The sequence below is a fragment of the Actinomadura sp. NAK00032 genome, from assembly GCF_013364275.1.
Lineage (GTDB): Bacteria > Actinomycetota > Actinomycetes > Streptosporangiales > Streptosporangiaceae > Spirillospora.
In genome coordinates this window covers 7,742,810-7,763,534 of record NZ_CP054932.1, presented here as the reverse complement: position 1 = coordinate 7,763,534, position 20,725 = coordinate 7,742,810, and the positions used below count along the sequence as shown (strand labels likewise).

Here is a 20,725-nt window from a genome sequence, read left to right as displayed (position 1 = left end):
GGTGACCATGACGCAGGATTTCGACCTCGACCGCTACGTGCGGAACTCGCGGGCGGTGGACCTGTCGGGAGTCGCGTGGGACCAGATCTCCGCCCACCCGGTCTCCGGTGCGGAGGCGCGCTGCCTGACGTTCATGATGGACATCGAGACCCACACCGTGATGTACGCGCGCGACCTCCTCGCCACCCGGGCCGCGTTCGACCCGGAGATCACGGCGTTCATGAGCTGCTGGATCTACGAGGAGTTCTGGCACGGGGAGGCGTTCTCCCGGTTCCTCGGGGAGGCGGGCTTCACGCTGGCCCCCGACCGGGAGAAGGTCAACGCCGCCTCGCCGTACCCGACCAAGACCGTCCGCAACGAGCGGATCCGGCGGGCGCTGGGCCGCAGCGTCTACACCGGCCACCTCGTCTCGATGCTCGGCTCCGCGCTGACCCGCGACTTCGTCGCGATCCAGATGACCTGGGGCGCGATGAACGAGCTCAGCGCGATCAACAGCTACCAGGCGATGATCGAGCGCAGCGCCAACCCGGTGCTGCGCGACATCCTGCGGCGCGTCATCAAGGACGAGCGCCGCCACTTCGCCTTCTACCGGGCGCAGGCGCGGATGCGGCTCGCGCGGAGCGCCCGCGCGCGGCGGCTGGCGCGCTGGGCCATGCACCGCCTGTGGGCACCGGTCGGCACGGGGCTGCGCCCCCAGGAGGAGAGCGACTTCGCCCTGGTGTGGCTGTTCGGCGACGACGCCGGGCTCGACCGGATGCGCCGCATCGACGCGACGATCGCCGAGCTGCCCGGCTTCGCCGGCGCGACGCTGGCCGAGGACGCCCGGCGCCGCTCGCTGGAGCGCATGCCGCCGGGCCGCGTCCCCGAGCTGTCCACCGACGGGGCCCTGGCCCGCGCCGGCGTCCACCGCGAGCGCCGCGAGGCCGCGGCGTGAGCGCCGGGCCCGCCGGGCGCGGTGTGCGCGGGGAGCCCGCCGGTCTCGCGGGACGCACCGTCCTGCTCACCGGGGCGACCGGCTTCATCGGGCAGGCGCTGCTGGAGCGGCTGCTGTCGGGGCACCCGTCCACGAACGTCGTCGTGCTGGTGCGGGAGCGGCCCGGCGCCACCGCCGGCGACCGGCTCGCCGAGCTGATCGCCAAGCCCGTGTTCGGGCCGTGGCGGGAGCGGGTCGGCGAGGACCGGGCCCGCGAGATCGTCCGCGAGCGGGTGCGGCTCGTCCCCGCCGACCTGTCCCACGCCGCCCCCGACGTGCCGGACGACGTGGACGTGGTCGTGCACGGCGCGTCCGTCGTGTCGTTCGACCCGCCGATCGACGAGGCGTTCCGCACCAACGTCGTCGGCACCGTCAACCTCTACGAGGGCGTCCTGGCCGCCGCGCGCCGCACCGGCCGCCGCCCGCACCTGGTGCACGTCTCCACCGCCTACGTCGCGGGCTCCCGCAAGGGCGTCGTCCGCGAGGACGCCCTGGAGCACGCCATCGACTGGCGCACCGAGCTGGACTGCGCGCTGGAGGCGCGCCGGGCCGCCGAGAGCGACTCGCGCCGCCCCGAGGTGCTCGCCCGGCTCCGCGCCGCCGCGCTCAAGGCGCAGGGCAAGGCGGGCCCGAGCGCGGTCGCCGCCGACACCGAGCGCCGCCGCCGCGACGCCGTCGCCGACCGGCTCGTCGCCTACGGCCGCGAGCGCGCCCGCAGCCTGGGCTGGCCGGACGTCTACACCTTCACCAAGGCGCTCGGGGAGCGGGCGGCGGAGGACACCGCGCGCGAGGCCGGGGTGCCGCTGTCGGTCGTCCGCCCGGCGATCGTGGAGAGCGCGCTGCGCCACCCCTACCCCGGCTGGATCGACGGGTTCAAGATGGCCGACCCGCTGATCCTCGCCTACGGGCAGGGGATGCTGCGCGCGCTCGCCGGGATCCCGGACGGCATCGTCGACATCATCCCGGTCGACCTGGTGGTGAACGCGCTGCTCGCCGCCGCCGTCGTCCCGCCCGAACCCGGCGGGCCCGCCTACTACCACGTCGGCTCCGGCGCCCGGAACCCGCTGACGCTGCAGCGGCTGGTGGAACTCGTCCAGGAGCACTTCGCCGAGCACCCGCTGCCCGCCCCCGACGGCCGCGGCGCCGTCCGCAACCGCGACCTGAGGCTGCTCAGCGAGTCGCAGGCCGAACGCGTCCTCGGCACCGCCGAACGCGCGATGGACGTCGCCGAGCGCGCCCTGCTCGCCCTCCCCGGCGGCGAGCGCACCCGCGCCTGGCAGCGCGACCTGCACCGCAAGGGCCGCGAGGTGCGGATGCTGCGCCGCTACCGCGACCTGTACGGGGCCTACGGCGCCGCCGAGGTCGTCTACGCCGACGGCGCCACCCTCGCGCTGGACCGGACGCTCCCCGACGGCGAGGGCTGCGACTCGGCCGCCATCGACTGGCCGCACTACCTCCGCGACGTGCACTGCCCCGCCGTGACCGCCGCCTTCTACGGCCCGCCGCTGCCCCGCGCGCCCAAGCCCGCCCCGGCCCCCTTCGAGGAGCGCGGCGACGTCGCCGCCGTCTTCGACCTGGACGGGACGATCGTCGCGTCCGACGTCGTCGAGGCGTACCTGTGGGCGCGGCTGCTCGACGCGCCCGTCCGGTCCTGGCCGGGGGCGCTGCTGCCCGTCCTGCGCAACGCGCCGCGCTACCTGCGCGCCGAGCACCGCGACCGCGGCGAGTTCCTGCGCGAGTTCGTCCGCCGCTACGAGGGCGCCGGCGAGGCGGAGCTGCGCGCGCTGGCCCGCGAGCGGCTCGGCGACGTGCTGCTGCGCCGCGCCTGGCCGCAGGCGATCCGCCGCATCCGCGCCCACCGCGCCGCCGGGCACCGCACCGTCCTGCTCACCGGCACCGTCGACTACTTCGTCGAGCCGCTGCGCACCCTGTTCGACGACGTGCTGGCGGCGCGGCTGCGGGTGGTCGACGGGCGCTGCACCGGCCACTTCGAGGCGCCGCCGCTGATCGGCGAGGCGCGCGCCGCGTGGCTGCGCGAATGGGCCCGCGACGAGGGCGTCGACCTCGCCGGGAGCTGGGCCTACGGTGACCACTACTCCGACCGCCCCGTGCTGGAGCAGGTCGGCCACCCCGTCGCGGTCAACCCCGACGCCCACCTCTACCGGCACGCCAAGCGGCTCCGCTGGACGGTCGCCGAGTGGGGCGGCGCCGGCGGCAAGGTGTCCGCCGTGCTCGACGCCGCCCTGGAGGAGGCCCGGTGATCCTCGCCCTCGAATACCACCGCTCGCCCGCCCGCTACCTCGCCGCCGGGCGGCTGCCCGGCCGGCTCCGCCCCGCCGTCGTCCCCTCGCTCGCGCCGCTGCGGCTGTCGCACCGCAAGCCGCCCCCGCCGCCCGGCCCGGACTGGGTGCGGCTGAAGCCCGTCCTGTCCGGCATCTGCGGGTCCGACCTGTCGATGGCGGCCGGGACGGTGTCGCCGTACCTGTCGGCGCTGGTGTCGACGCCGTTCGTCCCCGGGCACGAGATCGTCGCCGAGCTGATGGACGACGCCGGCGACCTGCGCGCCGGGACGCGCGTCGTCGCCGACCCGGTGCTGTCGTGCCGGACGCGCGGCCTCGACCTGTGCGCGTCCTGCGCGGACGGCCACGAGAACCGCTGCGACCGCGTCACCGCCGGCCGCGTCTCCGCCGGCCTCCAGACCGGGTTCTGCGCCGACACCGGCGGGGGCTGGTCCGAGCGGCTGGTCGCGCACCGCGACCGGCTGCACCCCGTGCCCGCGTCGCTGCCGTCCGAGCGGGCGGTGCTGGCCGAGCCGCTCGCCTGCGCGATCCGGTCCGTCCGGCGGATCGACGTGCCGCGCGGCGCGTCCGTCGCCGTCGTCGGCGCCGGCACGGTCGGGCTGCTGACCGTCCTCGCGCTGCGCGAGCTCACCCCGGCCGGGCCGATCACCGTCATCGCCCGGCACCCCGGGCAGCGGCGCCGCGCCACCGCGCTCGGCGCCACCGAGACGATCGACCCGGCGAACGCGCTGCGCGGGCTGCGCCGCATCACCGGCGGCTCCCTCGTGCGGCCCGAACTCGGCCCCGGCTACCTGCTCGGCGGCGCCGACATCGTCGCCGAGTGCACCGGCGGGCAGGGCCTCGACACCGCGCTGCGGATCGTCCGGGCGGGCGGCACCGTGCTGCTGTCGGGCATGCCGTCCAAGCCCGCCGACCTCACCCCCGCCTGGTACCGGGAGCTGACCATCGCCGGCTCCTACGCCAGCCGCGGCGCCGCCGACTTCGCCGCCGCGCTCGACCTGGCCTCGCACGACGCCCTGGAGGGCTTCGTCGACGGGGTCTACCCCCTCAGCCGCTGGCGGGACGCGCTGTCGCACGCGCTGGCCGCCGGGCGCTCGGGCAGCGTCAAGATCGCGTTCGCGCCGCAGCGGCGCGCGGACGAGCCCGCCGAACCGAACGGAGGAGCCGACGGATGAGCAGACCCGGCCTCGTACTGGAGGTGGACGAGCGGACGCCGCCGCTTCTCGTGCACGAGGGGGAGGGGTTCCGGCTGGAGCGGTTCCCGCTCGGCACCCGGGTGGTCTACCCGCCGGACTCGCTGCCCGGCGTGCGCGACCTGACCGGCCGGATCCGGGACGCCCTGCTGCACCCGCTCGGCAGCGAGCCGCTGCCCGAGCTGCTGCGCGCGGGCATGCGGCTGACGATCGTCTTCGACGACCTGTCGCTGCCGCTGCCGCCGATGCGCGCCCCCGACGTCCGGCAGCGGGTCATCGAGCAGGTCCTGGAGCTGGCCGCCGCGGCGGGCGTGGACGACGTCGAGCTGATCGCCGCGAACGCGCTGCACCGCCGGATGACCCCGGCGGAGATCCGGCACATCGTCGGGGAGCGGGTGTTCGCCTCGTTCTGGCCCGACCGGCTCCGCAACCACGACGCCGAGGACCCCGAGAACCTCGTCGCGCTCGGGCAGACCCGGCACGGCGAGGACGTCGAGATCAACCGGCGGGCCGCCGAGAGCGACCTCATCGTGTACGTGAACATCAACCTGGTCGCGATGAACGGGGGCGCGAAGTCCGTCGCGGTGGGCCTCGCGTCCTACAAGAGCCTGCGGCACCACCACAACGTCCACACGCTGCAGAACTCCCGGTCGTTCAACGACCCGCCGAACTCGGCGATGCACCACTCCTACGGCCGCATGCACTCGCTGCTGTCGGAGTCGGTGCGGGTGTTCCACGTCGAGGCCACCCTCAACAACGACCAGTTCCCGTCCCCGTTCGGCTTCCTCAACCGGCGCGAATGGGAGTGGACGCTGCGGGACCAGGCGACGTTCCTGGCCGCCAAGCGCGCCAACGACCTCGCCCCCGCCGGGGCGCGCCGCCGCATGTGGCAGAACCTGCGCGCGCCGTACCAGGTCACGTCCGTGCAGGCGGGCGCCACCGACGAGGTGCACGGCCGGACGCTCGCCGCCGTCCACCGGCAGCAGCTCACCGAGGTGCAGGGCCAGTCGGACGTGCTGATGCTCGGCCTGCCGTACCTGTCGCCCTACAACGTCAACTCGGTGATGAACCCGATCCTGGTGGCGTGCCTGGGGCTCGGCTACTACTTCAACATGTACCGGAACCGTCCGCTGGTGCGCGAGGGCGGGGCGCTCATCATGTACCACCCGATGCCGGCGGAGTTCCATTCGCTGCACCACCCCAGCTACATCGACTTCTACGACGAGGTCCTCCCGCAGACGACGGACCCGGCCACGATCGAGACCAAGTACGAGGAGCAGTACGCCACCGACCCCTGGTACGTCCACCTGTACCGGAACAGCTACGCCTACCACGGCGTCCACCCGTTCTACATGTGGTACTGGGGCGCCCACGCGCGCGAGCACCTGGGCGACGTCATCTGCGTGGGCGCGGACCGCAAGGTCGCGGCGCGGCTCGGCTTCCGCGCCGCCACCACGCTGGCCGACGCGCTGGAGATGGCGGGCGAGACCGTCGGGCACAGCCCGAGCCTCACCTACCTGCACACCCCGCCGATGACGATGGCGGACGTCCGATGAGCGGGCGGCGCAAGAGCGGGCGGCTGTCGCTCGCGCAGGAGGTGAAGCTGCTGCGCCGGGGCCGCGACTGGCGGGGCCGGGCGCCCGCCCCGCGCTCCGCCGCGCCCTGGGCGCGCGTGCCGGAGGCGAGCCCGTTCCCCACCGCGTGGGCGCGCACGCCGCTCGCCGCCGCGGCCCGCACGGTCGCGCTCGACGGCGTCCTGCGCACGCTGACCTGGACCCAGACCCGCCCGGAGATCCACGGCACCGACCTGCTCGACGGCGTGGAGGGGCCGGTGGTGTTCGTCGCCAACCACGCCAGCCACCTGGACACGCCGCTGATCCTCGGCTCGCTGCCGGTCCGGCTGCGCCGCCGCGTCGCGGTCGCGGCGGCGGCCGACTACTTCTTCGACGCCCGCTGGCGCGCCGTCGCCACCGCGCTCGCCTTCAACGCGTTCCCGATCGAGCGGCACGGCTCCGGCGGGTCCCTCGACCTGGCCGCCGAGCTGCTCCAGGACGGCTGGAGCCTGCTCATCTACCCCGAGGGCACCCGCTCCCAGGACGGCTGGGCCCGCCGGTTCCGGATGGGCGCGGCGCTGCTGTGCCGCGAGCAGGGCGTCCCCGCCGTCCCGCTCGCGGTGCGCGGCACGTACCGGGCGATGCCGCGCGGCGGGATGTGGCCGAAGCCGGGCCGCCCGCCCGTGGCCGTCCGCTACGGCAGCCCGCTCGCCCCCGACCCGGACGAGACGACGAGCGCCTTCAACGCCCGCCTGGAGGACGCGGTCGGCCGGCTGTGGATCGAGCACGACGAGAGCTGGTGGGCGTCCCTGCGCGCCGGCGACCGCCGCCAAGCCCCCCGCGGCCCCGAAGTAGCCGAATGGCGCCGCATCTGGGCCGCCACCCGCCCCGACCGCCCACCCAACCGCACCATCTGGCCCCGCTAGGACACGCTGAAACCCGCTGAGGCAGGCGCGACCTCAGCGGGTTTCAGCGGCTTCGCCGGGCTTTCAGCGGGCCTCAGCCGGCTTCGCCGATGGCGACCTGGGTGACGTTCGGGAGGTCGCCGAAGATCTTGGTGCCTGCGCCGAAGCCGTTCGCGGTGACCGTCATGTCCGGGAAGGGGCCGAACGAGCCGGCCAGCGTTACCAGCAGTGCGGTGCCGGTCGGCGTGCTCATCTCGGCGTTCACGGCCCGTCCGGTGATCGGCGCGCGGGCGCGGGCGAGCAGTTCCACGACCGCCGGGCCCGGGTTGGGCAGCAGGCCGTGCCGGGTCGTGATGAGGCCCTGCCCGACGGGGATGGGCAGCGCGGCCACCTCGTCCACGCCGAGGGTCTCCAGCGCGGCGCAGGTGCCGACGACGTCCACGATCGCGTCGTGGCCGCCGACCTCGTGGAAGTGGACGTCGGCCGGGGGCATCCCGTGCACCCGGCCCTCCGCCTCGGCGAGGTTCCGGAACACCGCGAGCGACCGCTCCCGCACCCGGTCCGGCAGCGGCGCCTCCCCGACCAGGGCGGCGATGACCGCGTGCGTGCGCGACACCGCGTCGTCCTCGACGCCCACCACCGCGCGGGTCGCCGCGATGCCGCGCCGCGTGACGCGCTCGGTGTCCAGCGACCAGCCGGGCAGGCCGAGCCCGGCCAGCATCTTGCGCACCGCCTCCAGGTCGGCGCCCGCGTCGAGCAGAGCGCCCAGCGCCATGTCGCCCGCGATGCCGGCGAAGCAGTGGAAGTAGGCGATCCTCATGTCAGCATCCTCCGTGCGGTGATCGCGGCTCCGAGGCCGTCGTCGATGCCGGTCACGGCCAGCCCCGGCGCGCCGGAGGCGAGCATCGCCGCCAGCGCGGCGAGCCCGCCGGACGCGGTGCCGTAGCCGACACTGGTCGGCACCGCGAGCACGGGCCGGGGCACCAGCCGCGCCACGGCCGACGGCAGCGCGCCGTCCATGCCCGCCGCGACGATCAGCACCCGCGCCCGGCTCAGCTCCGCGCGCACGCCGAGCAGGCGGTGCAGTCCCGCGACGCCGATGTCGGCGGTGAGCGCCGGGCTGAGCCCGAGCGCCTCGGCGGCGGTCAGCGCCTCCTCCGCGACGGGCAGGTCCGAGGTTCCCGCCGACACCACGGCTACCGGTAGTGGGCGGCGTGGGCGTGGGCGGGTGAGCACGACGAGCCCGGACCGTTCGTTGTGGGACGCCTCCGGCGCCACATCGCGGGCCGCCGCGAACTGATCCGGGGTGGCGTGCCGCAGGAACGCGGTCTCCGGGCCGCGGGCCAGGAGTTCTTTCACACGGGCGCGGACCTCGTCCGGACGCAGACCGCGCGCTTCGGCGACCCCGACCGTCATGCGCCCGCCCCCGCGTTGATCAGATGGGCGGCGTACCCGGCGCCGAACCCGTTGTCGATGTTGACCGTGACGACGCCGGGCGAGCAGGAGTTCAGCGCCGACAGCAGCGCCGCGCGCCCGGCGAAGTCCCCGCCGGACGAGGTCGGCAGCGCGACGACCGTCTGCTCCACCAGGCCGGACACGAGCGTGGGGAGGGCGCCGCCCGTCCCGTCCGCGACGACGAACGCGCGCGGGCGCTCGTGCTCGTCCAGCCAGCCGGGGAGGGCGGCGGGATCGTCCACCGGCGCCCCGTACCAGCGGGACACGCGGCTGCCCATCGCGTCGGCGACCAGCGCGGCCTCCTCGGCGGCGGGCTCGTCCTCGGGACGCCCGCAGACCACCGCGACGTTGCCCGTCCGGGAGCGGCTGTCCGGGTTCAGCACGGCCAGCCGCGCCCGCTCGTGCACCACCGCGTCGGGGAACGCGTCGGCGAGGGCCGCCAGTGTCGCGGCGGACGCCCGCGTGGCCAGCACGTTCGCGGTGCCCGCGCCGACCAGGCTCGCCGCGATCGCGACGACCTCCGGCACCGTCTTGCCCTCGCAGAACACCGCCTCCGGGTACCCGCGCCGCCGGCCGCGGTCGAGGTCGACGCGGGCGAAGCCCAGTTCGCTCACCGGTTCCGCACCGGGGTGAGGCCGAGGTTGTGGCTGCCCTGCCGGTAGCCCTCCAGGTCCAGCGTCACGTACCGGAAACCGGCCTCCTTGACCAGCCCGGCCAGCTCCGCGCCCCGCGCGGCCGCCGCCGTGACGTCCACCGGCTCCACCTCGATCCGGGCGAGGCCGCCGCCCTGGTCGCGCACCCGCACCCGCCCGCCGAACCCGGCGCCGCGCAGCGCCTCCTCGGCGTCCTCCACGCGGCGCAGCGCGTCCCGCGTGACCGGCACCCCGTAGGCCAGGCGCGACGACAGGCACGCCGACGCCGGCTTGTCCCACGTGCGCAGCCCCAGCTGCTGCGCCGCCGCCCGCACCGCCGCCTTGCCCAGCCCGGCCTCCACCAGCGGGAACCGGGCGCCCAGCTCGCGGGCGGCGCGCTGCCCCGGCCGGTGGTCGTCCAGGTCGTCCAGGTTCACCCCGAGCAGCACCGGACGGCCCCCGGCGGCCTCCGCCACCGCGGACAGCACGTGCATCAGGGCCTCTTTGCAGAACCGGCACCGGTCGGCGCCGTTCGCGGCGTACCGGGCGTCCTCCAGCTCCCGCGTCGTCACCACCCGGTGCGGCATCCCCAGCCGCCGGGCCTCCGCCCGCGCCGCCGCCAGCTCCGACCGGGCCAGCGACGGCGAGTCCGCGGTCACCGCCAGCGCGGCGTCCCCGAGCTCGCGGTGCGCCGCGTAGGCCAGCAGGGAGCTGTCCACCCCGCCCGAGTAGGCGACCACGGCGCCGGGCAGCGCGGCCAGCGCCCCGCGCAGGCGCGACAGAGCGTCGTCGGCCATGGGCATCTCCTTCCAGCGTCGTCTGCGCAGGACGCTAGAAGGCGCGCACGGACCGCGAATCCGTCAGATGACCGGCCGCGCTTTTCCCGTTGCCGCGCCGGGCGGGGAGGCCGCTAAGCTGAACGCGCCCCATCGGGGCCCGGCGGGCGTGGCGAAATCAGGTATACGCGGCAGGTTTAGGTCCTGTTGGTGGCGACACCGTGGGGGTTCGAATCCCCCCGCCCGCACCGGAGTGCCGCGTATGCGCCGCTAGACCCCCAGGTCGCGGCGGAGGCGCTCGACGTGGCCCGTGGCCTTCACGTTGTAGTAGGCCTTCTCGACCTTGCCGTCCGCGTCGATGACGAACGTCGACCGGATGACGCCGACGACGACCTTGCCGTACAGCTTCTTCTCCCCGTACGCGCCGTACGCCTTCAGGACCTCGGTGTCCGGGTCGGACAGGAGCGGGAACGTCAGCCCCTCCTTCTCGCGGAACTTCGCGAGCTTCGCCGGCTTGTCGGGGGAGACGCCGACCACGGTGACGCCGCCGGCCTCCAGCTCGGCCAGGCTGCCCTCGAAGTCCACGGACTCCTTGGTGCAGCCGGGCGTCATGGCGGCCGGGTAGAAGTAGAGGATCACGCGCCTGCCGCGCAGCGAGGCCAGCGAGACCGCGGCCCCGTCGGCGTCGGGAAGCTCGAAATCGGGGGCGACGTCGCCCGGCTGCAGCCGCTCGGACACCCTGTCCCGCCTTTCGCTCGGATCGTGGGAACCCACGGTACCGGCCGGGGTTGGCCGGACGCGCCCGGCCCGGACCTGCCACACTGTTCGGATCATGCTTCGCTCGCGGCCGCGCGCCGCCGCGCCCGCCGCGAGCTCGCCCGACAGGATGGCCCGACAGGATGAGGACACGGCATGGCTGACTGGAGCGGCAGCGACCCGGAGGAGGTCGAACGCTACATCGAGCGCACCCGCCGGGAGCTGGCGCGCAACGTCGACGAGCTCGCCGACCGGGTCAATCCGAGGAACGTCGCGAACCGCGGCGTCGAGCGGCTGAAGCAGGAGGCGGACAACGTCGCCAAAGCCGTCGGCGCGATGGTCCGGCCGGCCGGCGACGACGAGGACGGCGAGGGCGGCGGGATCGACAAGCGGGTGCTGCTCGCGGGCGTCGGGGCCGCGGTCACCGTGACCGCCCTGGTCCTCTGGCGCCGTAGGCGCAAGCGCCGCTGAGACCCATCCGGGAGGCGCCGGTCCGCGGTCCGCGGCCGGCGCCTTCGCGCGTCCGGGCCGAGTGGGCGAGCAGTTCCGCGACGTCGCGCAGCTCGGCCAGCTCGGCGCGGCACGGCGGGCAGCCGCGCAGGTGCGCCGACAGCGCGGCGGCCTCGGCGCCGGCGAGCCGCCCGAGGGCGTAGACGCCGAGGCCGAGGCGGTACGCCCCGCAGTCCGTTCGTGCCACGTCCTGCAGTACGGGACGGCGCACCCGCCGCGTTCAGGCGAACTGGGGCAGATGGTCGCGGTGGGCGGCGAGGCCCTCGTCCAGGATCTTCTCGGCGGTGTGCTTGCTCCGGACGAACGGGTGCGCCATGAGCGCCTGCAGCGCGGTGCGGCGGTCGCCGGTGACGGCGGCGTCGGCGGCGAGCCGCTCGTAGGCGTGGATCGCCTGGGTGAGGCCGCGCACCGGGCCGGGCAGCGGCCCCATCGTCAGCGGAACGGGCCCGGACCGTCCGACCAGGGCCGGGACTTCCACGATCGCGTCGTCGTCCAGCGACGAGACGGCCCCGTTGTTGCGGGTGTTGACGATCATCCGGCGGCCCTCGTCGCGGTGCATGGCGCAGATGACGTCCACCGCGAACTCGCCGTGCTCGCCGCCGCCGCGCTCCCGCGACGGGTCGGGGTCGGGCCTGCGCGACTCGGCGGCGACCTGCTCGTAGTAGCCGGGCAGCATGGCGAGGATGTCCTGCGCGCGGGTCGTGCCCTTCGCGCGCAGCTCGTCCACCACCTGGTCGTGGAAGAAGTAGTACTTGGCGTAGGAGTTCGGCAGGAAGCCGAGCGCCTTGGCGAGCTCCGCCATGCGGGACGGGTCGCGCCACGGCGTCGCGCCGCCGCCGGGGACCTCCAGGTCGTCCAGCAGGAGCGGGAGGTCGAGTTCGCGGCCGTCGAGCCGGACCCGCTGCGCCCAGGTCGCGTGGTTGAGGCCGATCCAGTCGGCCTCCAGCCCGTCGAACGGCAGCCCCAGCAGGTCGGCCCACATCTCGGTGTCGCCGATGAACTGGTCGCACAGCCCGATGATCCGCGCGCCGGTGTGCCGGGCGACGGCGTCGGTGACCACGTTCGTCGGGTTGGTGTAGTTGACGATCCACGCGCCCGGGTCGGCCTTGGCGGCGATGTCCAGCAGGACGGGCACCGACCGCAGCGCCATCAAGAACCCGCCGGGACCCGCGGTCTCCTGCCCCACGACGCCGTGCTTCAGCGGGATCGACTCGTCCAGGTGCCGCGCCGCCAGCCCGCCCGGACGGAACGTCGTGAACACGTAGGACGCGCCGTCCAGCGCCGACTTCAGAGCCGTATGCGACGACACGGTGAAGTCGGCGCCCCGCGCGGCGAACATGTTGCCCGCCAGCCGCGTCATGACGTCCAGGTGCGCGGCGTCGATGTCGTAGCAGGCCAGCTCCGTCCCGGCGAGGTCGTCGGCGCGGTGCAGCAGCCCCCGGACGACGCCCGGCATGTAGCCGCTGCCGGCGCCGACGATCGCGACCTTCACCGCGGCTCCAGGTCGGGCTGCGTCACGGTGAACCGGGCCTCCACGGCGGCGCGGACGACCTGCGTCTCCGGTTCCAGGTCGATCGGCTCGGGCTCCTCGGCGGCGCCGCCGACCCCGCCCCCGTACGCGGCGGCCAGCGCGACCGGCGCCTCGCGCATCGTCCGGCCGAGCCCCTCGTCCGACAGCTCGACCAGCCCGGTGAGCCGCGACCCCAGCGCCTCGGCGTAGCTGCGCGCGCGTGCCACGGCCTCGTGCGCCGCCTGCCGCGCGGCCCGCCCGTAGACCTCGCTGTCGCGCCGCAGCTCCCACTCGGGCCCGTTGACGTACGTCCGGTCCAGGTCCCCGAGCCGCGTGACCAGCTCGCCGAGCACCCCGAAGTCGGCCACCGTGATCTTGATCCAGACGGTGCCGCGGTAGGCCCGGATGTCGCCCTCGCGCCGCTTGTACTTCAGCAGCGGCGCGATCGACAGCCCGCCCGTCTCGACCTTCTCCACCGCGTCGCCGTAGGACTCGACCAGGTCGAGGCACCGCCGGTTCCGCTCGGTGAGCCGGTCGAGCGCGGCGCGCCGGTCGGACTCCTGCGACTGGACGTGCACCGACAACCGCGCGATCTCCGGCTCGGCCTCCACCACCGCCTCGCCGCGAACACTGATCAGGGGAGCGTCGCTCATCCCCCCAACCTACGCGCTACCGGCCTTCCCAGGGCTCCCCCAGCCCACCGGGCGGCGGGCTGTTTCACGAGACGCGCCAGCGGATCGGGAAACGGTCCGCCGACCGGGCGGGGATCGAAGGGGGTCGCCCCCCTTCATAGAAACGTTCGGTTCTCGCCTCTGTAGGTGGGGACGGTGCGGATGTGTCGGCCGTCCTCGATCAGGTGCAGGGCGTCGAAGCGTTCGCACAGTTCGCCGGCCTTGGTGTGGCGGAACCACACCCGGTCGCCTACCGACAGCAGGTCGGCGGCGTGGCCGAGCAGCGGTGTCTGCACTTCGCCCGCGCCCTCGTTCGGGTCGTAGGACAGCCCGGTCGGCAGGTACGGCTGCGGCAGGCGCACCGCGTCGGCCGGGCCGGACGCCAGGTAGCCGCCGCCGAGGCAGGTCGCGACGCCGCGCGCGGGGCGCCGCACGACGGGCAGCGCGAACAGCGCGGCGGGCCGTCCGCTGAAGTTGGAGTACTGGTCGAACAGGTGCGGCTGGTAGAGCCCGGAGCCCGCCGCGACCTCGGTGACGGCGCGCTCGGCGGCGGTCTTCTCGACGCTGCCGGTGCCGCCGCCGTTGACGAACTCCAGGTCGGTCAGCTCGCGGACGGCCCGCACGATCGCCGCGCGCCGCCGGGCCAGTTCCAGCCGCGACTGCCGCTGCATGGCGCGGATGACGCGGCCCCTCGCGGGACGTCCGGGCGGGACGTCCCCGACGCCGGCGATCTGCGACTCGTAGGCCATCAGCCCGACGAGGTCGAGCGAGGGCCGCTTGAGGATCCGCTCCGCGAACGCGCTCACCTCGGCGGGGGTGCGCAGCGCCGAGCGGAGCGCGCCGATCCGGACCCGGCCGCCGAGCGGCCGGTAGGAGGCGTCGATGTCGACGCAGACCCGGATCCGCCGGTCGCCGGCGGCGTCCTCGATCATCGCCAGGTGCTCGGGGGAGTCGACCATGAGCGTGATCGTGCGGGCCGCGGCCTCGTTCTCGGCGAGCGCCGCGATGGCGGTGCGGTCGGCGGTCGGGTAGGCGACGAGGATGTCGTCGCTGACGCCCTCGGCCGCGAGCCACAGCGCCTCCGGCAGGGTGAACGCCATGATCCCGGCGAACCCGTCCATCGCGAGGACGTCCTCCAGGAGCGCCCGGCAGCGCACCGACTTGCTCGCCACGCGGATCGGCTTGCCGCCGGCCCGGCGCAGCAGGCCCTCGGCGTTGGCGCGGAAGGCCGCCAGGTCGACGGCGGCGAACGGCGCCTCGATCCCGGCCGTCGCGGCGTCATAGCGGTCCCGGAGGTTCATGCTCGTCACACTGCCACACTACCGGCTAATGTGAAAAGCTCTCACGTACCGCTTTCGGTCAGCCCTTGCGCGGGTGGGAGTCGAAGAAGTCCCAGAGCATGGGGCTCGCCCCCTCGGGCCAGTTGTGGGTGCCGCCCTTGATCTTGCAGAACGTGACCGCGACGCCCTGGTCGCCCTTGCCGGTGCTCGTGCAGTCGGTGCCCGCGCTGCGCGCCTTGACCTGCTTGCTGGCCTCGGGGAGGCCGGCGCGCTGGCGCCAGAAGTCGACCGCCTTCGAGACGGGCGGGAACGGCCGCTTGTCGTTGAAGTCGCGGTCGCCGCCGCCGTTGAACGGGACGTTCCGGTCGGCCGTTCCGTGGAAGATCATCGCGGACACCGGGCGGCTCGGGTCGCACTCGGTCACCAGGGCGCCCTCGACCACCCCGATCGCGGCGACCTTGTCCGGCTTCTCGCAGGCCATCCGGTACGCCATGCCCGCGCCGTTGGAGAACCCGGTGACGTAGACGCGCTTCGGGTCGGCCAGGCCCGCGTCGGTGAGCTTGTCGATCAGCTTGGTGAGGAAGCCGACGTCGTCGATGTTCCCGACCTTCGCGGCGCCGCAGCAGTCGCCCGCGTTCCAGGTCGTCATGAACCCGTCCGGGTACGCGACGAGGAAGCCGTGCTCGTCGGAGAGGTCGTCGAAACCGGTCAGGTCCTCCATCTTGCTCATGTTGGCGAGCCCGCCGTGCAAGGCGATGACGAGCGGGGGTGCATCGGCGGGCCTGCCGTCCTCCCATTTGCCGCCCGTCACCTTGGACGGGACGTGCAGCAGGAACTCGCGGTGCCCGAACGTGCCCACGTCCATCTTCTGCTTGTGCGTGCCCGCCGAGGTGGGGATGCCGTCCACCTTGGCCGGGCGCTGCTCGTCCCCGCCCTTGTCGCCGGTCTGCTCCGTGCAGGCGGCGAGGACGAGGGCGACGGCGAGGACCAGGAGCGCGATGCGACGCATGGAGGCAAACGTAACCCCAAGGAAGCACCTCAAACTACTCATGAGTAGACGAGCCCGCTCCCGCCGATGCGAAAGGACGGCGGTGGGACGGGCAGGGGCCGCGTAAGCTCGTAGCGACCCGTTTGAGCTGCCGCGTCGCGATAAGAGTGAGACCGTTGAACGAATTCGTCCTGACCCTCTCCTGCCCGGACCGGCCCGGCATCGTCGCGGCCGTCTCGGGGCTGCTGGCCGAGCGCGGATGCAACATCGTGGAGAGCCAGCAGTTCGGCGACGGCGAGTCCGGCACGTTCTTCATGCGGGTCCAGTTCGCGGCCCTGGCCGACACCGACCCCGACGAGCTGCGCGGCGCGTTCGCCTCGCTGGTGCCCGAGCTGGCCCTGGAGTGGCGGCTGCACGCGCTGGCCGAGCGCCCGCGCGTGCTGATCATGGTGTCGAAGGGCGGGCACTGCCTGAACGACCTGCTCTACCGGACGCGCTCGGGCCTGCTCGACATCGACATCGTCGCGGTCGCGTCCAACCACCCCGACCTGCGGCCCCTCACCCAGTCGTACGGGATCGACTACCACCACCTGCCGGCCGGGCCCGGCGGCAAGCCCGCGCAGGAGGCCGAGATCCTGACGCTGGTCGAGCACTACCGCGCCGACCTCGTCGTCCTCGCCCGGTACATGCAGATCCTGTCCGACGACTTCTGCGCGAAGCTGCCGGGGCAGATCATCAACATCCACCACTCGTTCCTGCCGAGCTTCAAGGGCGCCCGCCCCTACCACCAGGCGCACGCGCGCGGCGTGAAGCTGATCGGCGCCACCGCCCACTACGTCACCGCCGATCTGGACGAGGGGCCGATCATCGAGCAGGAGGTCGCGCGCGTCGACCACACCCACAGCCCCGAGGAGCTGGTCGCGGTCGGCCGCGACGTCGAGTGCCTCGCGCTGGCCCGTGCGGTGCGGTGGCACGCCGAGCACCGCGTCCTGCTCAACGGCGACCGGACGGTCGTCTTCCGCTGACCCGCGCCCGGCCGCGCCGCGCTGATCTTCTGACCTGCGCTTTCCCGTGAGATGTCGGCATGGCGAGTTTCACTCCGCGTGATTTCGCGTCACCATGGGTGACGATGTCGGGCGTGCCGATGGCTCACGGGGGTGGCGATGGCCGAAGCGATGGTCAAGGACCTGATCGATGAGGCACGGGACAGGCGCGGCGCGCGCCGGCTCGCCGTCCGCGAGTTCCGGCCCCGCCGCGCGGTCGCCGGGGTCGCCGCCGCGCTGCTGGTGACGGCGGCGGGCGGGGTCGCCGCGATCGAGCTGCTGGCCGCCGCGCTCGGCTCCGCCGTCCACCCGGTGCCGGGCGTCGCCGCGCTGGCGGACGTCCTGCGCGGCCGCACCTGGGACGACCCGGACGTGATCGCGGTGGCGGCGGCCGCCGCCGTCCTCGGTGCCGCGCTCCTCGCCGCCGCGCTGCCCGGCCGGCTGCGCGGCGTCCCGCTGGACGGCACCGACCCCCGCCAGGCCGGCCTCATCGGACGTGCCGCGCTGCGCCGCACGATCGCCGAGGCGGTGCTGGACGTCCCCGGCATCGAGCGGGTCCGCGTCCGCGGGCTCGGGATCGTCCGGCGCGGGCTGGTCGTCCGGGCCGGCACCGACTACCGGAACCCGGCGAACCTGCCGGAGCTGGTGCGCGCCGCCGCCGAGGAGCGGCTGGACCGGATCGAGCCGATGCACCGGCCGCCGGTCGACGTCCGGCTCCGCTGGCGGAAGGACTGAGATGCGGATCGCGATCGCGATGACCGGGGCGGTGCTGCTGCTGGCCGGCGCGTCCGCCGCCGCGCTCGGGCTGGGCGCGTTCGACGCGTTCGGCGCCCTGTCGGCGGGGCCGCTGCTCGCCCCCGAGGTGATGCGCTTCGCCGGCGGCACCGACTGGTTCCTGCCGTCCGCCGCGGCCGCCGCCGAACTGCTGGCCCTCGCGGGGCAGCTGTGGCTCGTCCTGCAGCTGCGGACCCTCGTCCACCAGTGGTGGCCGGACCTCGACGCCGAGACCCGGGCCCGCGCGCGGGCCGCCGCCGGCGAGCTCCGGCGGGACGTGCGCGGGCTGCCCGGCGTCGAGGACGCCCGGATCCGCCTCACCGGCACGGCCGACCGGCCGCGCCTGCTGCTGAACGTCTCCTGCGCGGGCGACACGCTGGTCGGCGAGGTGTACGGGGAACTGGGCGCGGGCCCGGTCGAGCGGTACCGCCGCACGCTCGGGATGCCCGACCTGCCGGTGGTGATCCGCTTCCGCCCGCTGTCGGCGCGCCCCCGGCGCCGCCGCACGCAGCCCGAGACCGCCTGACACGCCCGGCCGGGGTGACCGGCGGCCGCCCGGTGCCGGGAGCGGGGCGTGGTCCGGGCACCGGGCGGCCGGCTTTCCGAGGCCCGTGCCCGGCCGCTGCCAACGGGGGGAGCGGCGCCCGTCCCGGTCGATGCGGGACGGGCGCCCGCTACCCGGCGGAGCGCCCATGCGCCTGGACGGCAGGCACATGCACACGGCGGGCGCGCCGCGGTGGGGGAGGCCGCACGGAAGCAGGGTCGGCGGGGGCTGCGGCCGCCGCATCCGTCACTATGCGCGGTCCCGTGGTAACGGTCACGCTTGTGTACATTTCGTTCACGGCGTGTTCCGCGAGGGAGGTGCGATCGTCCGATGCGGCGTCCCCGCTGGGCGGCTCCCGGCGACTGGAGCGTGGCCCGCCAGCTGCTGGTGCTGCAGGCCGCGATCGTCGGGCTGCTCGTCGCGGCCGGGGCCGTGCTCGCCTACTGGGACGCGGGCCGCGCCGCCGACGACGCCGCCGAGCAGACCGTCTCGGCCGTCGCGGCGAGCATCGCCGACGCGCACAACGTCCGGGAGGCGCTCGGCGCCCGCGACCCGAGCGCGCTGCTCCAGCCGTACGCCGAGCGCGTCCGGCGCGACACCGGCGTGGACTTCATCACGATCATGACGCCGGCCGGGATCCGCTACACGCACCCGAACCCGTCCCGGATCGGCGGGCACTTCGTCGGCAACACCGCGCCCGCCGTCGCGGGCCGCACGTTCACCGAGACCTACACCGGCACGCTCGGCCCGTCCGTGCGGACCGTCGCGCCCGTCTTCGACGACCGGCACCGCGTCGTGGCGCTGGTCGCGGTCGGCATCACGGTCCGGGTGATCAGCGCGGAGCTGCGGCAGCGGCTGCTGGCCCTCGGCGCCGTCGCCGGCGTGGTGCTCGCGGCCGGGATGGCGGGCAGCTACCTCGTCTCCGCCCGGCTGCGCCGCCAGACGCGCGGGACCGCGCCCGGCGAGCTGCGCGAGATGTTCGAGTACTACGAGGCGATCCTGCACGCCGTCCGCGAGGGCCTGCTCATCCTCGACCGGTCGGGCCGGGTCGTGCTGTGCAACGACGCGGCCCTCGAACTGCTGGACCTGCGCGAGCATCCGCGCGGCCGCCCGGTCGCCGACCTCGGCCTGCCGGGCGAGCTGGTCGCCACGCTGAAGTCCCCGAAGCCGCGCTCGGACGAGATCCACGTCGGCGACACCCGCGTCCTCGTCGTGAACACCTCGCCCGTCCGGTCCCGCGACCGGGCGAGGGGCAACGTCGTGACGTTCCGCGACCACACCGAGCTGCAGAGCCTGACCGGCGAGCTGGACACCGTCCGCGGCTTCGCCGAGTCGCTGCGCTCCCAGGCGCACGAGGCCGCGAACCGCCTGCACACGGTGGTGTCGCTGGTGGAGCTGGGCCGTCCCGACCAGGCCGTCGCGTTCGCGACCGCCGAGCTGGCGACCGCGCAGCGCCTCACCGACCGGGTCGTGGGCTCGGTCACCGAACCCGTCCTGGCGGCCCTGCTGCTGGGCAAGTCGACCGAGGCCGCCGAGCGCGGCGTCGAGCTCGTCATCAGCGAGGACACCGCGATCGAGGGCACGGTGGAGGCCCGCGACCTCGTCACGATCCTCGGCAACCTGATCGACAACGCGGTGGACGCGGCGATCGAGAACGCCTCCGTCCGGCCGCCGCGCGTCACCGTCAGCGCCCGCGAGGACGCCGGCGCCCTCCTGCTGGAGGTGGCCGACAGCGGGCCGGGCGTGGACCCGTCGGCGGTGCCCGAGATGTTCCGGCGCGGCTGGACGACCAAGTCGTCCGGGGGCCCGGTCGGGCACGGGCTCGGCCTCGCGCTGGTCGGCCAGGCCGTCCGGCGGCACGGCGGCGACGTCCGGGTGGGACGCGACGCCGGCGCCGTGTTCACCGTCCGGCTGCCCCTGGAGCGGCGATGATCGAGGTGCTGATCGTCGAGGACGACCCGGTCGCCGCCGAGGCGCACCGCACCTACGTCGAGCGCGTCGCCGGGTTCACCGTCGCCGGGGTCGTCCACTCGGGGGCGGACGCCCTGCGCTTCTGCGAGCGCACGCCCGTGGACGTCGTCCTCCTCGACTTCTACCTGCCCGACACGCACGGCCTCACCGTCTGCCGCGCGCTGCGCGCCGGCGGCCACGACATCGACGTCATCGCCGTCACCTCCGCCCGGGACCTGGCGGTGATCCGCTCGGCGGTCTCGGTCGGGGTCGTCCAGTACCTGCTGAAGCCGTTCACGTTCGCGTCCCTGCGCGACAAGCTCGACCGCTACGCCCGCTTCCGCGCGCAGACCGTCGGCACCGGCGAGGTCAGCGGCCAGGCCGACGTGGACGGCATGCTCGCCACCCTCCGCACGCCCGACCACCGCGCGCTGCCGAAGGGCATGAGCGGCGAGACGCTGCAGGCCGTCACCGAGGTGCTGTCCCGCGCGTCCGACGGCCTGTCCGCCGCCGCCGCGGCCGACCTGACCGGCGTCTCCCGCGTCACCGCGCGCCGCTACCTGGAGTACCTGGCCAAGAACGGCCTGGCGCACCGCAAACCCCACTACGGACAGGTAGGCCGCCCCGAAGTGCGCTTCTACCCGGGCTAGACGGGGTACCTAGGGGACGACAGTGAAGCGACATCGGGGGAGTTGTCGTGACGGACAAGCCTGGCAAGCCCAAGGGCACGGAGAACGAGCGCGAGCGCGAGAAGGACCAGCCTCGCGCGGAGGAGGCGAAGGCCGCGCCCCAGAAGAAGAAACCGGGCGACGCGGCCCGCAAGATGCGCGCCATGTTCAAGGGCGGCTAGCTTTGACGACACCTTTGAGCCCCATTGAGAGGAAAAACCTCCCTATGGGGCTAATGTCCGTA

The 20,725-nt window shown here is 74.7% G+C and carries 22 protein-coding genes and 1 tRNA gene; 13 read left to right on the top strand and 10 right to left on the bottom strand.

Going from position 1 to position 20,725, the window contains the following annotated elements:
- Positions 1-7: 7 nt before the first annotated feature.
- The 5 genes from HUT06_RS35555 to HUT06_RS35535 are packed head-to-tail and all read left to right on the top strand — an operon-like array spanning position 8 to position 6,945.
- A complete protein-coding gene (locus tag HUT06_RS35555; RefSeq protein WP_176199720.1) occupies positions 8-934 on the top strand; it encodes a ferritin-like domain-containing protein in 927 nt (308 codons plus the stop codon).
- Positions 931-3,234 (top strand): HAD-IB family hydrolase, encoded by a 2,304-nt coding sequence (locus tag HUT06_RS35550; RefSeq protein WP_217711593.1) that lies wholly within the window; start codon positions 931-933, stop codon positions 3,232-3,234. Before HUT06_RS35555 ends, HUT06_RS35550 begins: the two co-directional genes overlap by 4 nt.
- The gene (locus HUT06_RS35545) at positions 3,231-4,448 is read left to right on the top strand and encodes a zinc-binding dehydrogenase (protein WP_176199719.1); all 1,218 of its coding nucleotides are present in this window, start codon (positions 3,231-3,233) and stop codon (positions 4,446-4,448) included. The genes HUT06_RS35550 and HUT06_RS35545 overlap by 4 nt, the downstream gene beginning before the upstream one ends.
- Positions 4,445-6,022, top strand: a complete 1,578-nt coding sequence (locus HUT06_RS35540; RefSeq protein WP_176199718.1) for a lactate racemase domain-containing protein — start codon at positions 4,445-4,447, stop codon at positions 6,020-6,022. The genes HUT06_RS35545 and HUT06_RS35540 overlap by 4 nt, the downstream gene beginning before the upstream one ends.
- Positions 6,019-6,945, top strand: coding sequence for a lysophospholipid acyltransferase family protein (locus HUT06_RS35535; RefSeq protein WP_176199717.1), 927 nt, complete (start codon positions 6,019-6,021; stop codon positions 6,943-6,945). The genes HUT06_RS35540 and HUT06_RS35535 overlap by 4 nt, the downstream gene beginning before the upstream one ends.
- Positions 6,946-7,018: 73 nt before the next feature.
- On the opposite strand, the gene HUT06_RS35530 is transcribed toward HUT06_RS35535, so the two are convergent.
- Genes HUT06_RS35530 through larE form a run of 4 tightly spaced genes read right to left on the bottom strand, consistent with a single transcriptional unit; the run spans position 7,019 to position 9,808 of the window.
- Positions 7,019-7,744, bottom strand: coding sequence for a LarC family nickel insertion protein (locus HUT06_RS35530; protein ID WP_176199716.1), 726 nt, complete (start codon positions 7,742-7,744; stop codon positions 7,019-7,021).
- Positions 7,741-8,340, bottom strand: coding sequence for a nickel pincer cofactor biosynthesis protein LarB (gene larB / locus HUT06_RS35525; RefSeq protein ID WP_176199715.1), 600 nt, complete (start codon positions 8,338-8,340; stop codon positions 7,741-7,743). Before larB (HUT06_RS35525) ends, HUT06_RS35530 begins: the two co-directional genes overlap by 4 nt.
- Positions 8,337-8,993: a nickel pincer cofactor biosynthesis protein LarB gene (gene larB, locus HUT06_RS35520; protein ID WP_176199714.1), complete on the bottom strand. Its 657-nt coding sequence runs from the start codon at positions 8,991-8,993 to the stop codon at positions 8,337-8,339. Before larB (HUT06_RS35520) ends, larB (HUT06_RS35525) begins: the two co-directional genes overlap by 4 nt.
- Positions 8,990-9,808: an ATP-dependent sacrificial sulfur transferase LarE gene (gene larE, locus HUT06_RS35515; RefSeq protein ID WP_176199713.1), complete on the bottom strand. Its 819-nt coding sequence runs from the start codon at positions 9,806-9,808 to the stop codon at positions 8,990-8,992. Before larE ends, larB (HUT06_RS35520) begins: the two co-directional genes overlap by 4 nt.
- Before the next feature lie 142 nt (positions 9,809-9,950).
- Here larE and HUT06_RS35510 point away from each other — a divergent pair.
- Positions 9,951-10,035, top strand: a tRNA-Leu gene (locus HUT06_RS35510).
- 22 nt (positions 10,036-10,057) lie between these two features.
- Here the strand turns inward: HUT06_RS35510 and bcp are convergent.
- A complete protein-coding gene (bcp, locus tag HUT06_RS35505; protein WP_217711592.1) occupies positions 10,058-10,525 on the bottom strand; it encodes a thioredoxin-dependent thiol peroxidase in 468 nt (155 codons plus the stop codon).
- A 174-nt stretch (positions 10,526-10,699) separates the two neighbouring features.
- On the opposite strand from bcp, the gene HUT06_RS35500 reads away from it, so the two are divergent.
- The gene (locus tag HUT06_RS35500) at positions 10,700-11,014 is read left to right on the top strand and encodes a DUF3618 domain-containing protein (protein ID WP_176199711.1); all 315 of its coding nucleotides are present in this window, start codon (positions 10,700-10,702) and stop codon (positions 11,012-11,014) included.
- Here HUT06_RS35500 and HUT06_RS35495 read toward each other — a convergent pair.
- From HUT06_RS35495 to HUT06_RS35475, 5 genes are all read right to left on the bottom strand, one after another.
- Positions 10,965-11,240: a zf-HC2 domain-containing protein gene (locus HUT06_RS35495; RefSeq protein ID WP_176199710.1), complete on the bottom strand. Its 276-nt coding sequence runs from the start codon at positions 11,238-11,240 to the stop codon at positions 10,965-10,967. The two genes, HUT06_RS35500 and HUT06_RS35495, sit on opposite strands and share 50 nt — an antisense overlap.
- A gap of 33 nt (positions 11,241-11,273) precedes the next feature.
- A complete protein-coding gene (locus HUT06_RS35490; RefSeq protein ID WP_176199709.1) occupies positions 11,274-12,545 on the bottom strand; it encodes a glycoside hydrolase family 4 in 1,272 nt (423 codons plus the stop codon).
- Positions 12,542-13,216 carry an SIMPL domain-containing protein gene (locus tag HUT06_RS35485; protein ID WP_176199708.1) on the bottom strand — a complete coding sequence of 225 codons (675 nt, stop codon included), beginning with the start codon at positions 13,214-13,216 and terminating at the stop codon, positions 12,542-12,544. The genes HUT06_RS35490 and HUT06_RS35485 overlap by 4 nt, the downstream gene beginning before the upstream one ends.
- A gap of 134 nt (positions 13,217-13,350) precedes the next feature.
- Positions 13,351-14,535 carry an amino acid deaminase/aldolase gene (locus HUT06_RS35480; protein ID WP_176201838.1) on the bottom strand — a complete coding sequence of 395 codons (1,185 nt, stop codon included), beginning with the start codon at positions 14,533-14,535 and terminating at the stop codon, positions 13,351-13,353.
- Positions 14,536-14,593: 58 nt separating this feature from the next.
- On the bottom strand, positions 14,594-15,523 hold the full coding sequence (locus HUT06_RS35475) for a PHB depolymerase family esterase (RefSeq protein WP_176199707.1): 930 nt from the start codon (positions 15,521-15,523) through the stop codon (positions 14,594-14,596).
- A gap of 155 nt (positions 15,524-15,678) precedes the next feature.
- Here HUT06_RS35475 and purU point away from each other — a divergent pair, with 155 nt between their 5' ends.
- The 6 genes from purU to HUT06_RS35445 all read left to right on the top strand — a co-directional run bounded on the left by purU (position 15,679) and on the right by HUT06_RS35445 (position 20,663).
- On the top strand, positions 15,679-16,527 hold the full coding sequence (gene purU / locus HUT06_RS35470; protein WP_176199706.1) for a formyltetrahydrofolate deformylase: 849 nt from the start codon (positions 15,679-15,681) through the stop codon (positions 16,525-16,527).
- 138 nt (positions 16,528-16,665) lie between these two features.
- The gene (locus HUT06_RS35465; RefSeq protein WP_176199705.1) at positions 16,666-17,280 is read left to right on the top strand and encodes a DUF6286 domain-containing protein; all 615 of its coding nucleotides are present in this window, start codon (positions 16,666-16,668) and stop codon (positions 17,278-17,280) included.
- Between the two features lies 1 nt (position 17,281).
- Complete coding sequence (locus HUT06_RS35460) at positions 17,282-17,845, top strand: hypothetical protein (RefSeq protein WP_176199704.1); 564 nt, start codon at positions 17,282-17,284, stop codon at positions 17,843-17,845.
- A 348-nt stretch (positions 17,846-18,193) separates the two neighbouring features.
- The gene (locus HUT06_RS35455; protein WP_176199703.1) at positions 18,194-19,795 is read left to right on the top strand and encodes a sensor histidine kinase; all 1,602 of its coding nucleotides are present in this window, start codon (positions 18,194-18,196) and stop codon (positions 19,793-19,795) included.
- On the top strand, positions 19,792-20,463 hold the full coding sequence (locus HUT06_RS35450) for a response regulator (protein ID WP_176199702.1): 672 nt from the start codon (positions 19,792-19,794) through the stop codon (positions 20,461-20,463). The genes HUT06_RS35455 and HUT06_RS35450 overlap by 4 nt, the downstream gene beginning before the upstream one ends.
- Before the next feature lie 47 nt (positions 20,464-20,510).
- On the top strand, positions 20,511-20,663 hold the full coding sequence (locus HUT06_RS35445) for a hypothetical protein (protein ID WP_176199701.1): 153 nt from the start codon (positions 20,511-20,513) through the stop codon (positions 20,661-20,663).
- The last annotated feature ends 62 nt before the right edge of the window (positions 20,664-20,725 follow it).

What these genes read in the sequence shown, in the direction of transcription:
- HUT06_RS35535 (WP_176199717.1), top strand. Translation starts at nt 6,019, where the DNA reads ATGAGCGGGCGGCGCAAGAGCGGGCGGCTGTCGCTCGCGCAGGAGGTG.
- larB (WP_176199715.1), bottom strand. Translation starts at nt 8,340, where the DNA reads ATGACGGTCGGGGTCGCCGAAGCGCGCGGTCTGCGTCCGGACGAGGTC.
- HUT06_RS35455 (WP_176199703.1), top strand. Translation starts at nt 18,194, where the DNA reads ATGCGGCGTCCCCGCTGGGCGGCTCCCGGCGACTGGAGCGTGGCCCGC.
- HUT06_RS35555 (WP_176199720.1), top strand. Translation starts at nt 8, where the DNA reads ATGACGCAGGATTTCGACCTCGACCGCTACGTGCGGAACTCGCGGGCG.
- HUT06_RS35540 (WP_176199718.1), top strand. Translation starts at nt 4,445, where the DNA reads ATGAGCAGACCCGGCCTCGTACTGGAGGTGGACGAGCGGACGCCGCCG.
- HUT06_RS35485 (WP_176199708.1), bottom strand. Translation starts at nt 13,216, where the DNA reads ATGAGCGACGCTCCCCTGATCAGTGTTCGCGGCGAGGCGGTGGTGGAG.
- HUT06_RS35465 (WP_176199705.1), top strand. Translation starts at nt 16,666, where the DNA reads ATGGCCGAAGCGATGGTCAAGGACCTGATCGATGAGGCACGGGACAGG.
- larE (WP_176199713.1), bottom strand. Translation starts at nt 9,808, where the DNA reads ATGGCCGACGACGCTCTGTCGCGCCTGCGCGGGGCGCTGGCCGCGCTG.
- HUT06_RS35530 (WP_176199716.1), bottom strand. Translation starts at nt 7,744, where the DNA reads ATGAGGATCGCCTACTTCCACTGCTTCGCCGGCATCGCGGGCGACATG.
- HUT06_RS35460 (WP_176199704.1), top strand. Translation starts at nt 17,282, where the DNA reads ATGCGGATCGCGATCGCGATGACCGGGGCGGTGCTGCTGCTGGCCGGC.
- HUT06_RS35480 (WP_176201838.1), bottom strand. Translation starts at nt 14,535, where the DNA reads ATGAACCTCCGGGACCGCTATGACGCCGCGACGGCCGGGATCGAGGCG.
- HUT06_RS35500 (WP_176199711.1), top strand. Translation starts at nt 10,700, where the DNA reads ATGGCTGACTGGAGCGGCAGCGACCCGGAGGAGGTCGAACGCTACATC.
- HUT06_RS35475 (WP_176199707.1), bottom strand. Translation starts at nt 15,523, where the DNA reads ATGCGTCGCATCGCGCTCCTGGTCCTCGCCGTCGCCCTCGTCCTCGCC.
- HUT06_RS35450 (WP_176199702.1), top strand. Translation starts at nt 19,792, where the DNA reads ATGATCGAGGTGCTGATCGTCGAGGACGACCCGGTCGCCGCCGAGGCG.